Origin of the sequence: Streptomyces sp. NPDC048507 (genome assembly GCF_043199995.1) — a bacterium.
GTDB lineage: Bacteria > Actinomycetota > Actinomycetes > Streptomycetales > Streptomycetaceae > Streptomyces.
The window spans coordinates 374,810-387,591 of record NZ_JBICWZ010000006.1; the positions used below are offsets into that span (position 1 = coordinate 374,810).

General features: G+C 74.7%; 12 protein-coding genes and 1 pseudogene. 6 read left to right on the plus strand and 7 right to left on the minus strand.

Annotated features, from left to right (window positions below):
* Nucleotides 1-77: 77 nt before the first annotated feature.
* From ACGFXC_RS19705 to ACGFXC_RS19720, 4 genes are all read left to right on the plus strand, one after another.
* Entirely contained in the window at nucleotides 78-1,325 is a 1,248-nt protein-coding gene (locus ACGFXC_RS19705; RefSeq protein WP_393714403.1) for an exo-beta-N-acetylmuramidase NamZ domain-containing protein, read from the plus strand.
* 104 nt (nucleotides 1,326-1,429) lie between these two features.
* Nucleotides 1,430-2,917: a serine-threonine protein kinase gene (locus ACGFXC_RS19710; RefSeq protein WP_393714405.1), complete on the plus strand. Its 1,488-nt coding sequence runs from the start codon at nucleotides 1,430-1,432 to the stop codon at nucleotides 2,915-2,917.
* A gap of 154 nt (nucleotides 2,918-3,071) precedes the next feature.
* Nucleotides 3,072-3,740, plus strand: coding sequence for a hypothetical protein (locus ACGFXC_RS19715; protein WP_393714407.1), 669 nt, complete (start codon nucleotides 3,072-3,074; stop codon nucleotides 3,738-3,740).
* Nucleotides 3,737-4,567 (plus strand): 3-keto-5-aminohexanoate cleavage protein, encoded by an 831-nt coding sequence (locus ACGFXC_RS19720; protein WP_393714409.1) that lies wholly within the window; start codon nucleotides 3,737-3,739, stop codon nucleotides 4,565-4,567. Before ACGFXC_RS19715 ends, ACGFXC_RS19720 begins: the two co-directional genes overlap by 4 nt.
* On the opposite strand, the gene soxR is transcribed toward ACGFXC_RS19720, so the two are convergent.
* A complete protein-coding gene (gene soxR, locus ACGFXC_RS19725; RefSeq protein WP_393714411.1) occupies nucleotides 4,545-4,991 on the minus strand; it encodes a redox-sensitive transcriptional activator SoxR in 447 nt (148 codons plus the stop codon). The genes ACGFXC_RS19720 and soxR overlap by 23 nt on opposite strands.
* Nucleotides 4,992-5,086: 95 nt before the next feature.
* On the opposite strand from soxR, the gene ACGFXC_RS19730 reads away from it, so the two are divergent.
* Nucleotides 5,087-5,548 carry a MaoC family dehydratase gene (locus ACGFXC_RS19730; RefSeq protein WP_393714413.1) on the plus strand — a complete coding sequence of 154 codons (462 nt, stop codon included), beginning with the start codon at nucleotides 5,087-5,089 and terminating at the stop codon, nucleotides 5,546-5,548.
* 74 nt (nucleotides 5,549-5,622) lie between these two features.
* On the opposite strand, the gene ACGFXC_RS19735 is transcribed toward ACGFXC_RS19730, so the two are convergent.
* The 3 genes and pseudogenes from ACGFXC_RS19735 to ACGFXC_RS19745 all read right to left on the minus strand — a co-directional run bounded on the left by ACGFXC_RS19735 (nucleotide 5,623) and on the right by ACGFXC_RS19745 (nucleotide 7,780).
* Nucleotides 5,623-6,249, minus strand: a complete 627-nt coding sequence (locus ACGFXC_RS19735) for a TetR/AcrR family transcriptional regulator (protein ID WP_393714415.1) — start codon at nucleotides 6,247-6,249, stop codon at nucleotides 5,623-5,625.
* An 82-nt stretch (nucleotides 6,250-6,331) separates the two neighbouring features.
* A pseudogene (locus tag ACGFXC_RS19740) lies at nucleotides 6,332-6,544 on the minus strand (YiaA/YiaB family inner membrane protein); the annotation flags it as partial.
* 84 nt (nucleotides 6,545-6,628) lie between these two features.
* Nucleotides 6,629-7,780: an acyl-CoA dehydrogenase family protein gene (locus ACGFXC_RS19745; protein ID WP_393714417.1), complete on the minus strand. Its 1,152-nt coding sequence runs from the start codon at nucleotides 7,778-7,780 to the stop codon at nucleotides 6,629-6,631.
* 89 nt (nucleotides 7,781-7,869) lie between these two features.
* Between ACGFXC_RS19745 and ACGFXC_RS19750 the strand changes: the two genes are divergently transcribed.
* Complete coding sequence (locus ACGFXC_RS19750) at nucleotides 7,870-8,568, plus strand: TetR/AcrR family transcriptional regulator (protein WP_393714419.1); 699 nt, start codon at nucleotides 7,870-7,872, stop codon at nucleotides 8,566-8,568.
* A 19-nt stretch (nucleotides 8,569-8,587) separates the two neighbouring features.
* Here ACGFXC_RS19750 and ACGFXC_RS19755 read toward each other — a convergent pair whose 3' ends face one another.
* The 3 genes from ACGFXC_RS19755 to ACGFXC_RS19765 all read right to left on the minus strand — a co-directional run bounded on the left by ACGFXC_RS19755 (nucleotide 8,588) and on the right by ACGFXC_RS19765 (nucleotide 12,733).
* The gene (locus tag ACGFXC_RS19755) at nucleotides 8,588-9,673 is read right to left on the minus strand and encodes a Zn-dependent alcohol dehydrogenase (RefSeq protein ID WP_393714421.1); all 1,086 of its coding nucleotides are present in this window, start codon (nucleotides 9,671-9,673) and stop codon (nucleotides 8,588-8,590) included.
* Nucleotides 9,674-9,761: 88 nt separating this feature from the next.
* The gene (locus ACGFXC_RS19760; RefSeq protein ID WP_393714423.1) at nucleotides 9,762-11,174 is read right to left on the minus strand and encodes an aldehyde dehydrogenase family protein; all 1,413 of its coding nucleotides are present in this window, start codon (nucleotides 11,172-11,174) and stop codon (nucleotides 9,762-9,764) included.
* Between the two features lie 98 nt (nucleotides 11,175-11,272).
* The gene (locus ACGFXC_RS19765; protein WP_393714425.1) at nucleotides 11,273-12,733 is read right to left on the minus strand and encodes a CitMHS family transporter; all 1,461 of its coding nucleotides are present in this window, start codon (nucleotides 12,731-12,733) and stop codon (nucleotides 11,273-11,275) included.
* Nucleotides 12,734-12,782 lie beyond the last annotated feature (49 nt).

Below are 12,782 nucleotides of genomic sequence, written 5' to 3' on the forward strand. Positions count from 1 at the left end.
CGCCGACTGCCGGATCCCGGGCAGACTAACCAGTCGGTATGTCAGGGCGGAAGGGGTGCGGGCCCTAGCGTGTCCGGATGACGCTGTCACGACGCGGGGTGCTGGGACTGGCGGGGGCCGTGGGGGCCGGCGGAGCCGTGGGGGCCGCGACGGTGCCCGCGGCGGCCGCGGCGGGCCGGGTGCGGACGGGCTTCGAGCGGCTCGCCGCCGACGGGTACGCGGAACTGGCCGGCCAGCGCGTGGGGGTCGTCACCAACCCCACGGGCATCACCGCCGACGCCCGCCACCTGGTCGACGTACTGCACGCCGACCCCCGGGTGGACCTGGTCGCGGTGTTCGGGCCGGAGCACGGGTTCCGCGGGACGGCGCAGGCGGGCGGTTCGGAGGGCTCCGGCCGGGATCCGGCCACGGGGCTGCCCGTGTACGACACGTACGGCACGAGCGGACAGCGGCTCGCGGACCTCTTCACGACGGCGGGCGTCGACACGGTCGTCTTCGACATCCAGGACGTCGGGGCCCGCTTCTACACCTACGTCTGGACCCTGTACGACTGCATGCGCGCGGCCGCCCTCGCCGGCAAGGCGGTGGTGGTGCTGGACCGGCCCAACCCGGTGGGCGGCCGGCGGGCGGCCGGGCCGGTCCTGGAGCGTCCGTACGCGAGCTTCGTCGGCCGGGAGCCGATCGCGCTGGCCCACGGGATGACGGCCGCCGAACTGGCCCTGCTGTTCAACGGGGAGTTCCTGAAGGCGCGTCCGGCGCGGCTGCGGACGGTGGCGATGACGGGCTGGCGGCGCGGGTCCTTCTTCGGGGAGACGGGGCTGCCGTGGGTGCCGCCGAGTCCCAACGTGCCCACCCCGGACACCGCCCTCGCCTACGCCGGGACCTGCCTGTTCGAGGGCACCAGCCTGTCGGAGGGGCGGGGCACGACCACGCCCTTCGAGGTCCTCGGCGCGGAGGGCATGGACCGGCGGTGGGCGGAGGCGGCCGACGGGCTGGGGCTGCCCGGGGTCTGGTTCCGGGAGGCCTGGTTCACCCCCTCCTCCTCCAAGCACTCGGGGAAGACCTGCGGCGGCCTCCGGCTGATCGTGCACGACCGCGAGTCCTTCGACCCGGTCCGCACGGGCATCGGGCTGCTGGTCACGGCGCGGCGGGCGTGGAGCGGGTTCGCCTGGCGGCCGGACCACTGGATCGACCGGCTGACCGGCTCGGACCGGGTCCGCACGATGGTGGACGCGGGCGCGGGGGTGGAGGAGATCGCCGGGGACTGGGCGGCGGGGCTGGCCCGGTTCGCGGCGGTCCGGGAGCAGTACCTGCTCTACCGCTGACCCCGGAGCCGGACAGACCCGGTCCGGTGCTGCCGCGGGGCTGGCCGCAGGGCGCCGGCAGCGGGATGCTGCCTTGCACCGGAGGCGCGGAGGGGGAGGTCGTCATGGCGGACAACGGAGCCGTGGGCGGAGCCGGGTTCGGGGCCGGGTTCGGGGCCGGGTTCGGGGCCGGGTTCGGGGCCGGGTGCGGGGCCGGAGCAATCGTCGGGACCGGGACCGGTGTGGGAGCCGGGATGGGCTTCAAGGCCGCCTTCGGGCCTCCGGCCGGTCCGGCCGCGGCGGCCGTCCCGGCGGTGGGGGTGGCTCCGTACCGGGAGCTGACCTTCGACGTCCAGGGGGACGTGGACCCGGCGACGCGGGCGGCCGTGGCCCGGATCGACGCCACCGACCTGCTGGTGTTCGCGCACGGGTGGAACAGCGACCGGACCACCGCGACCCGGCTGTTCGACCGCTTCTTCGCCCCCTTTCCCGGCCTGGTCGGCTCCGGGGTGCGGCTCGGGTACGTGGGGGTGGTCTGGCCCTCGATCCGCTTCTCCGACGAGCCGATACCCGACTTCGACCCGCCCGCCGCCGCTGCGGCCGCCACCGCCGAGGTGGCGCTGGACCCGGCCACCCGCCTCGCGCTCGGCGCGTTCTGGCCCGGCCGGGACGCGGAGCTCGCCCGGGTCGCCGCACTCCTGGACGGACGGCCGGAGTCGGCGGCGGCCTTCGCCGAGTTCGGGGCGCTCGTACGGGAACTCCTCCAGGTCGACCGGGCCGACGCGATGGCAGCGACCGCCGGGACCGGGGCCGCCCCCGACGGCGGCGCACCCGACGTGCCGGCCCTCTTCGCACGGGACGTCCTGGAGGTCTGCCGGACCCTCGCCGACGCCCTCGCCCGGTCGGGGCCGCAGGGCTCCGCCGCGCCGGCCTTCGCGCCCCCGGACGGATCGCGCGCCCTGTGGAGCGGCGCGAAGGAGCTGTTGCGCCAGGCAACGTACTACGAGATGAAGAAACGGGCCGGGGTCGTCGGCGAGCGCGGGCTCGGGCCGGTGCTGACGGACCTGGCCGCCCGGCGCCCGGCCCTGCGCGTCCATCTGATCGGCCACAGCTTCGGGGCGCGGGTGGTGTCCTTCGCGCTGCGCGCCGCGCCCGACGGCGCCCGTCACCTGAAGTCCCTGACGCTCTTGCAGGGCGCCTTCTCGCACTACGCCTTCAGCGACCGCCTCCCCCACGACGCACGTCGCGGCGGGGCCCTGCGCGGGCTCCAGCACAAGGTGGCCGGGCCGGTGGTGGCCTGCCACTCCTCCCACGACAGCGCCCTCGGGGTGTTCTATCCGCTGGCCTCCCGGATGGCGGGCGATTCGGCCGGACTGCTGGGTTTCGACGAGCGCTGGGGCGCGATCGGGCACGACGGGCTGCAGGCCGTGCCGGGAGCGCCGCGGCTGAGCCTGGAGGCGGCCCTGCGCGAGGGGCTGCCGGAGGCGGGCTGCGTCAGTGTGGACGCGGGTTCCGTGGTGCGGCGCGGAGGGCCGCCGTCGGGGGCGCACAGCGACGTCTGCCACGAGGAACTCGCCCGGATCGTGGTCGGCGCGGGGCGCATGGGACGTTGACTTCCGGCCATGTGCCACCCACACGCCTCGACCGCCCCCGCATGCGCCCACATCCGACCGGGCATGTTGGGCACGTCAGGGCGGGCTGCTTCGTTCCACGGAGTAGTGCGAACACAGGTGTGGGCGGGGGCACGGCGGCGGAGGTGAAGGTGCGATGGCGGGATTTCGGAGTCTGGCCTACCAGGTGCGTGACGCGCGCAACGACCGGGCGCTGCGGCGCCATTCGCTGCGCCGCTGCCTGGAACGGTTCGCCCCCTACGGGCACCGGGCGACGTGGTGGCACCTGTGCGACCGGTACGGGATCGCCCCCGAGGACCGGGGCGCGGATCCGCTGCGGCTGGTCGCGGCGCTGGAGGAGCTGGAGGACGCCCGCGCGGTCTGGCTGGAGTACGAGCGGCAGTTCGCGGCGCGGCGCAGACGCGAGAAGCACGACGGCGTCCGGCGCCCGGAGTGGGCCTGGGGCGGCAGCGGGGACGCCGTCGTGCGGTGTGCCGATCCGGGGGTGCGGCCGGAGGGTTCGCTGGGCGAGGTGCTGCGGCGGCTGGTGACGGCGCTGGAATCGGAGCCGGGCACGGCCTGCCCGGTCTGCGGTGAGCAGGAACTGCGGTGGTCGACCGCCCTGTCGGTGCACGGGGCGTGGGCCGGGGCGTGGGCGTGGGACGGGCCGGTGTGCGGGGGCTGCGGGATCGTGGTGCCGAGACCGGCGCTGGCGGACGACGTGCTGGCGGACGCCGTACTGGCGCACCCGACGGTGGTGCGCCCCGGAGTGATCCACCCGGCCCATCCGGCGTCGGCGCACACGGCGTCGGCGGGCGCGGCGTGACCGGTCCCGGCGCGGACGGTACGGGCACGGGCGGCGTGGGGCGGCCCCGGGAGGCGGGCGGCCGGGGCGGTCAGGGGCCCGTGCTCCAGGTGGCGCTGAACGGTGCGCGCGGCGGTGCCGAGGGCGGCGCGGTGCCGATGTCCCCCCGGGACCTGGCGGAGTCGGCGCTGGCGGCCGTCGCCGCCGGGGCCGGGGAGGTACTGGTGCACCCGCGGACCCCGTGCGGGCGCGAGAGCCTCTCGCCCCGGGTGGTGGGGCCGCTGCTGGAGGAGTTGCGCGGCACGGGGGTCCGCGTACCCCTCTCGGTTCCGGCGGGGGTCGGCCCCGAGCCGGATCCCGGGGAGCGGCTGGAGCGGGTGCGGTCCTGGACGGTGCTGCCGGACCGGGCCGTGGTGCCGTTCGCGCAGGCGGGGGCCCGGCGGCTGGCCCGGGCCCTGCTGGAGCGCGGGGTGGCCGTGGACGCCGTGGTCCCGCTGGGCGGCGGGGCCGGCCCGGAGCCGCTGGCCCGGTTCCTGGAGTGGGCCGCGCCGGATCACGGCCGGGTCCGGCTGGTGGTGGAGCTGGCGCGGGCGGACCCCGCGCTGGTGGCGGGGCTGCGCTGGCTGCCGCCGGTGCCGGTGCTGCTGTACGGGCGGGACACGGCCGCCTGGCCGGTGCTGCGGCTGGCCGCGCGGTGCGGTGCGGCCGCGCGGACCGGGGTGGGGGACGTACTGCTGCTGCCCGACGGGCGGCCGGCCCGCTCCAATGCGGAACTGGTCTCGGCCGCCCGGGCGTTGCTGGACCGCGGGGCCGGGGCCGCCGCCGTTACGACAGCCGTGAGCCGCTGAGGCGCGTACCGAAGACGTCGTCCGGGTTGGACAGGGCGCACTTCTTGAGCGAGAGGCAGCCGCAGCCGATGCAGTCCGACAGCCGGTCGCGCAGATCGGTGAGCCGCCGGATCCGGTCGTCGAGTTCGGCGCGCCAGTTCTCCGACAGCCGCGCCCAGTCCTCACGCGTCGGGGTGCGTTCCTCGGGCAGCTCGGCCAGGGCGTCGCGGACGTCCGCGAGCGGGATGCCCACGCGCTGCGCGGCGCGCACGAAGGCCACCCTGCGCAGCGCCTCTCGGGTGTAGCGGCGCTGGTTGCCGGAGGTGCGACGGCTGCTGATCAGGCCCTTGGCCTCGTAGAAGTGGAGCGCGGAGACGGCTGCCCCGCTGCGCGCGGAGAGCTGACCGACCGTGAGTTCGTGAACGTTCTCGGGAATCTGCGGCACGCGGCCGAGCCTAGTCGGAGGTGCGTTGACAGACGCATGCGGGCCCCAGCATGCTGAGCAAACGCTTATTCGTCAGCGGAAGACAGGGGCAGAGCATGGCCGAACCGAGGATCTTCACCTCCGCCGGAGAACTGCGCGCCGGCATCGGCGAGCCGCTCGGCCCGAGCGAGTGGCTGGAGGTGGACCAGAAGCGGATCGATCTCTTCGCGGACGCGACCGGCGACCACCAGTGGATCCACATCGACCCCGAGCGGGCGGCCGACGGCCCCTTCGGTTCCACCATCGCGCACGGCTACCTGACCCTGTCGCTGCTCCCGAGCCTGGTCCCGCAGATCATGCGGGTCGAAGGCATGCGGATGGGCATCAACTACGGCGTGGACAACGTGCGCTTCCCGGCCCCGGTGCCGGTCGGCTCCAGGCTGCGCGCCACCGCCGTGATCACGGCGGTCACCGACGCGGGCGAGGGCGTGCAGGTCGCGGCGACCGTGACCGTCGAGCGCGAGGGCGGCGAGAAGCCGGTGTGCGTGGCGCAGTCGCTGTCGCGCTACTACTTCTGATCTCCCGGCAGGCCCCGCCACCGCGTCCGCGTCCCGGGCCGGGGCCCCGGCGCCCGGGCCTTTCCGGGCGCCGCCTACCGGAGCGGGCGCGCGCCGACCATGCGGAGCACGAGGCCGGCGTACAGGGTGCCGACCTCGTCGGGCGTGCGCGGCCCGGCGGCGCTGAACCAGCGGGCCACGTCGATGCACAGGGACAGCACCGCGAGGGTGGTTCCGGGGACGTCGGGGACGTCGAACTCCCCCGCCCGGACGCCCTCGGCGATGATGCGGCGCACGGCCGCGTCGCTCTGGCGGCGCAGGGCCACGATCTCGCCCCGGTGCTCGGGCGCGAGCGCGTCGAGCTCGTACTGGACCACGCGCGCGGTGGTGTGGTGCGCGGCGTGCCAGCCCACGAAGGACCGGACGGCCGCGTCGAGCCGCTCGGCGGCGGCCCCCGGTCCGGCGGCCGCCGTCTCCAGGAGCTCCAGCGCCTTGTCGTGACCGATGCGGCTGATCCGGTGGAGCAGCTCTTCCTTGGTCTTGTAGTGGATGTAGAGCGCGGCCGGGCTCATGCCGGCGCGGCCGGCGATGTCACGGGTGGTGGTCGCGTGGTAGCCGCGCTCCGCGAAGGCGTCGACGGCGGCGACGAGCAGCCGCCGCGCGGCGTCGGGAGTGACCTCGGACCACGGCTGGTAGCCGTCGGTCTGCGCCGCGCCGTCCATCGCTCGCTCACCCTCTTCGCCGTGACAGGAAGCGACAGCCTACCGGAGGGTGAGCAAGCGCTTAGCGCGGACGGGCCGCGAGGCCGCCCTCCTGCCGGTCGCGCACCACCTTGGCCAGGGTGAAGGCCGAGGTGGTGAGGTAGAGGACGGCGATGCCGAGGAAGGCCCGGACCCAGCCGTCCACCCTCAGGTTGTAGATCCCGATGGCCACGGCGGCCAGCGCGATGGCGAAGGCGGCGACGGCCTGGGCGTGGTAGGCCGCCGTGTTCTGCTGCTTGACCGGTGTCTCGTTCATGACCCCAGCATCGGGCCGGGGCGCGCCGCCCGTATGGGCGCGCGTACTCAGCCCGGTACTCAGCCGTGCGGCCCGGGCCGTGCGTCAGAACGCGGAGACGCCGGTGCGGGCGCGGCCGATCAGGAGCTTCTGGATCTGGCTGGTGCCCTCGTAGAGGGTCATCACGCGGGCGTCGCGCAGCAGCTTCCCGGCCGGGTACTCGTCGATGTACCCGTACCCGCCGTGCACCTGGAGGGCGTTGCTCGCGGCGCGCACCGCCGCCTCGGAGGCGAAGAGCTTGGCGGTGGAGGACTCGGTGGCGAAGGGGCGGCCGCGGTCGATGAGGTCGGCCACGCGCCAGGTCAGCAGCCGGGCCGCGTCCACGTCGACGGAGATGTCGGCGATCAGCTCCTGGACCAGCTGGTGGTGGGCGATCGGCTTGCCGAACTGCTCGCGCCGCGCCGCGTACGAGACGGCGGCGTCCAGCGCCGCCTGGGCGATGCCGACGCAGCCCGCGGCCACCGACATCCGGCCCTTGGCCAGCGCCGACATGGCCACGGAGAAGCCCTTGCCCTCGGGGCCGAGGAGGGCGGAGGCGGGCACGCGCACGCCGTCGAGGGCGAGTTCGGCGGTGGCCTGACCGCGCAGGCCGAGCTTGCCGCGCACCTCGCGGCGGGTCAGGCCGGGGGTGTCCGCGGGCACGAGGAAGGCGGAGATCCCGCGGTGGCCGGGCTCACCGCCGGTGCGGGCGAAGAGGAGGACGACGTCGGCCCAGGTGCCGTTGGTGATGAACATCTTGCTGCCGCTGATGACGTACGCGTCCCCCTCGCGCACGGCGCGCGTGGTGAGGGCCGCCGCGTCGGAGCCGGTGCCGGGCTCGGTCAGGCCGAAGCAGCCGAGCGCCTCGCCGGAGCACAGCCGGGGCAGCCAGTGGCGCTTCTGCTCCTCGGTGCCCCAGGCGGCGACGGTCTTGGCGACCAGGCCGAGGGAGACGGAGACGATGCCGCGCACGGCGGAGTCGCCGCGGCCCAGCTCTTCGGTGACGAGCACGTAGGAGAGGTGGTCGCCGCCGGAGCCGCCGTACTCCTCGGGGACGGTGAGGCCGAGGAAGCCCACGTCGCCGAGCTTCTTCACGAGGGACCGGTCGACGCTCTCGGCGCGGTCCCAGTCGGCTGCGTACGGGGCGATCTCGCGGTCGGTGAACGCGCGGGCGAGGGCCCGTACGGCCTCCTGCTCCTCGCTGAGCTCCAGGTTCACGGGGCCTCCGGGTCGGTACGGGTCGGTACGGTCGGCAGCGTTTAACTAGCAGCGGTAGTTTATGGCGGTCGGGGCCTACTATGTGGCGCATGGCCAGACCGCGCAAGCCCCTCCTCAGCAGAGACCGCATCGTCGAGGCCGCCGGGGCCCTGGTGGACGCGGAGGGGCTGGAGGCCGTCTCGACGCGGCGGCTGGCCGCCGCCCTCGGGGTCAGCGGGCCGTCGCTCTACAACCACTTCCGGACCAAGGACGCGATCCTGGAGGCGGTGGCGGACGCGGTGAGCGCCCGGGTCGACCTGTCGATGTTCGAGGGCCACGACGGGAGCGGCGACCGCGGCGGGACGGGCGGCGTCGCAGCGGGCGGGGGCTCCGGCGACTGGCGGTCGGCACTGCACGCCTGGGCGCACTCCTACCGGGACGCCCTGTCGGACCATCCGAACATCGTGCCGGTGCTGGCCCGGGGGCCCGGCCGGCGGCCCGCCGGACTCCGGCTGGCGGACGCCGTGTTCGGGGCGATGACGGCGGCGGGCTGGCCCCCGGCCCACGCGACGCGCATCGGCGCCCTGATGCGGTACTTCATCCTGGGCTCGGCGGTGGCCTCCTTCGCGGGCGGCTTCGTCGACGACGAAGCGGCGTACGACCCGGTGGACTATCCCCACCTGGGCCGCGCCCACCTGCTGGCGGAACGCGGCCGCGAGGTCGACGAGGGCGCCTTCGAGACGGGCCTCACCGCCCTCCTGGACGGCCTGGCCCTCCAGTACGAGGCACTGCGCGCGCCCCGCGCCTGACCTCCCGAACCGTCCGGGGTCAGGCTCCGAAGACGACCAGGGAGCGGCCGCCCTTGCCCGCGAGCATGGCGTCGAAGGCGGCCGGGATGCCGTCGAGGGTGATGCGGTCGGTGACGAGCGCGCCGAGGTCGAGGCGGCCCGCCCGGACGTGTTCGGCGATCACCGGGAGGTCGCGGGCCGGGTCGCTGTTGCCGTACACGCAGCCGGTGAGGGTGCGGGCGAAGTGGAAGATCTCCAGGGCGTGGAAGGTGACCTGCTGGTCCTTGCCGCCGATGCCGACGACCGTGGTGCGGCCGCCCCGGCGGGTGGAGTCCCAGGCCGCGCGGATGCTCGCGGCCCGGCCGGCGCACTCGACGGCCACGTCCGCGCCCCGTCCGCCGGTGAGCGCCCGGATCTGCTGGGCGGCGGTGTCGCCTGCGAGCACGAAGTGGGTGGCCCCGGCCGCACGGGCCAGCTCCTCCTTCGCCGGGGAGACGTCGACGGCCACGATCGGGCCCGCCTCGGCGATCCGGGCGGCTTGGAGCGCCGCCAGACCGACCCCGCCGGCCCCGAACACGGCCACCGACTCGCCCGGACGGACCTGGGCGCTGTGGTGGACGGCGCCGTAGCCGGTGAGCACCGCGCAGCCCAGGAGGGCGGCTTCCGGCAGCGGGATCCCGGCGGGCGCGGGCAGGACGCAGTTCGCCGCGACGACGGTCTCCTCGGCGAAGGCGGCCACGTTGAGCCCGGGGTGCAGCTCGGTGCCGGCCGCGTCATGGGCGTGGACCGCCCCCACCCCGGTCAGGGCCTTGGCGCAGAGCCACACCTCGCCGATCCCGCAGTGGTGGCACTCCCCGCAGGAGGGCGCCCAGTTGAGCACCACGCCGTCGCCCGGGGCGACGTGGGTGACGCCCTCGCCGACGGCGAGGACCGTCCCCGAGCCCTCGTGGCCGAGGACGGCGGGGACGGGAACCCGCATGGTGCCGTTGGTGAGGGAGAGGTCGGAGTGGCAGACGCCGGCTGCGGCGAGCCGCACCCGGACCTGCCCGGGGCCGGGTTCGGGCAGCACGATGTCCCGGATCTCCAGCGGGGCTCCGACGGCGGGCAGGATGGCGGCGCGGACCATGGTCGTCGTCTCCGTGTCTTCGGACGCTTGCGCGGTGCGGTCGGGTGCGGTCGGGTGCAGTCGGTGCTGCGGGGGGGGGAGGAGGCGGTCAGAACTGCAGGGACTTGGTCTGGAGGTACTCCCCCAGGCCGTGCGGGCCCAGCTCGCGGCCCACGCCCGACTGCTTGTACCCGCCGAAGGGCGCGCGCACGTTGAAGCGGCCGCCGTTGATGTCCACCTGGCCGGTGTCCATGCGGCGGGCGAAGGCCGCGGCCGTCTCCGCGTCCGCCGCCCAGACGGCGCCGCCCAGGCCGTAGACGGTGCCGTTGGCGATGCGCACGGCGTCCTCCTCGTCCTCGTACGGGAGGATCACGAGCACGGGGCCGAAGATCTCCTCCTGCGCGATGGTCATCTCGGGGGTGACGTCGGCGAACACGGTCGGGGTGACGAAGTACCCCTGCTCGTGAGGTGCGTCGGGGCCCCCGGCGACGAGGCGCGCGCCCTCCTCGACACCCTTGGCGATGTACCCGCGCACGCGGGCGTGCTGCTTCGCGTTGATCACCGGACCGAGGCGGGTGGCCGGATCGCGGGGGTCGCCGGTGGGGTACTTGGCTACGGCGGCTGCCGCGAGGGACACGGCCTCCTCGTACTGGTCCCGCTGGACGAGCATGCGGGTGAGGGCGTTGCAGCTCTGGCCGGAGTTGCTCATGACGTCGGCGACGCCCGCCGCGACGGCCTTGGCCAGATCGGCGCCGGGCAGGATGACGTTCGCCGACTTGCCGCCGAGTTCGAGGGCGACGCGCTTGACGGCGGCTCCGGCGATGGCGCCGATCTTCTTGCCGACGGCGGTCGAGCCGGTGAAGGAGACGAGGTCGACTCCCTCGTGCTCGGCCAGCGCCTGCCCGGCGACCGGTCCGGTACCGGTCACCAGGTTGAAGACTCCGGCCGGGATGCCCGCCTCGTGCACGGCTTCGGCGAAGAGCTGTGCGGTCAGCGGGGTGTCCTCGGCCGGCTTGAGGACGAGGGTGCAGCCGGCGGCGAGAGCGGGTGCCACCTTGGCAACGACCTGGTGCAGGGGATAGTTCCAGGGCGTGATGGCCCCGACCACGCCGACCGGCTCCATCAGCACGGTCGAGTTCCCGATCCGCTCCTCGAAGGCGTACGAGGCGGCCAGTTCGGCGTAGGAGGAGGCCACGGCGATCGGCGCCCCGACGTGGACCGCCTCCGAGAAGCCGAGGGTGGCACCGAGTTCGGCGGTGACGGTCTCGGCGATCTCGCCCTTGCGGGCGGCCAGCACGTCGCGCAGCGCCCCGATCAGGGCGGCCCGCCCGGCCGGCGCGGTGGCCGCCCAGCCGGGGAGGGCCGCGCGGGCCGCGCGTACGGCCGCGTCCACATCCTCGGCACCGCCGGCCGGGACGGTGGCGATGACCTGCTCGTCGGCCGGGTTGACGACCTCGATCCGGTCGGTTCCGGCGGCGGGCCGCCATTCCCCGCCGATGTACATCCCGTCGTGGGCCTTCATGGCATTCCTCCCGAGCACGTACGAGCGCGTGGACCTGACGTCGTCGACACCTTACAAACTAGCGCCGGTAGTTTTCCGGGCGCCAGGGGCCGCCGGGATCAGATGATGCCGAAAAGCATCCCCGCCGCCAGAACCACGAGGGAGGTCAGGGCCGCCCATTTCACGGTGAACCGGGTGTGGTCGCCGAATTCGACCCCGGCCATGCCGACGAGGACGTAGACGGCCGGAACCAGCGGGCTCGACATGTGCAGGGCCTGCCCGACCAGGGAGGCCCGGGCGATCTCCAGGGAGGAGACCCCGTGGGCGGCACCCGCTTCGGCCAGGACGGGCAGGACGCCGAAGTAGAAGCCGTCGTTGGACATGAAGTAGGTCAGCGGCAGGCTGAGCAGCCCGGTGACGAGGGCCATGTGCGGCCCCATGCCCTCGGGGATGGCGCCGACCAGCCAGTCCGCCATGTGCTTGACCATGCCCGTACCGCTGAGCACGCCCGTGAAGACGGCGGCCGCGAAGACCATGCCCGCGACGTTGAGGACGTTGTCGGCGTGCGCGGCGATCCGGGCCTTCTGGTCGGGCATGTGCGGGAAGTTCACGGTGAGCGCGAGCGCCGCGCCGAGCAGGAACAGGACCGGGATCGGGAGCAGCTCCATGATCATCGCGGTGAGCAGGGCGACGGTGAGGGCCGCGTTGAACCAGTAGAGGCGGGGCCGCAGGGTCGGCCGGTCGGGGTCGAGCCCCTGGAACCCCTCGCCCCGCGGCGCGGCGGCCGGCCCGGCTCCCACGGCCGGTCCGCCGCCGGAGGCCGCGCCCGCCCCCTTCGCGGCTTCCGCGCCGGCTGTGGAACGGGCGCCCCGCCCGGCCGTGACCAGGGACTCCTCCTCGGCCTCCACGGCGGCCGCCGCCCCCGCTGTCTCCGCCGCCCCCTCGCCGGAGCCGGGCACGGCCAGCGAGCCGACGCGGCGGCGCTCCCGCAGACCCAGGACGTACGCCAGCACGAGGACGGCCAGCAGCCCCGCCGCGAGGGCGGGGATCATCGGGACGAAGACGTCGGCCGCGTCCACCTTGAGCGCGGTCGCCGCGCGGGCCGTGGGACCGCCCCAGGGCAGGGTGTTCATCACGCCGTTGGCGGTCGCCGCGACGCCCGTCATGACCACCAGGCTCAGGCCGAGACGCTTGTAGAGCGGGTACATGGCCGAGACGGTGATCATGAAGGTGGTCGAGCCGTCCCCGTCGAGCGAGACGATCGCGGCCAGCACGGCCGTGCCCACCACGACGCGCATCGGATCCGCCTTGCAGAAGCGCAGGATGCCCCGGACGATCGGGTCGAACAGGCCGACGTCGATCATCACGCCGAAGTAGACGATGGCGAACATCAGCATGGCGGCGGTCGGTGCGAGTTTGCCGACGCCGTCGATGACGTAGTCCCCCAGGTGCGCGCCCTTTCCGGCGAACACGCAGAAGAGCGCGGGGATCAGGACGAGCGCCGCGATGGGCGACATTTTCTTCAGCATGATCAGCACCAGGAAGGTGGCGATCATGGCGAAGCCGAGGAAGGTCAGCATGCAGGGAACGTAGGTGCCGCCCGAGGGCCCCAACAAGATGCCAACGCGT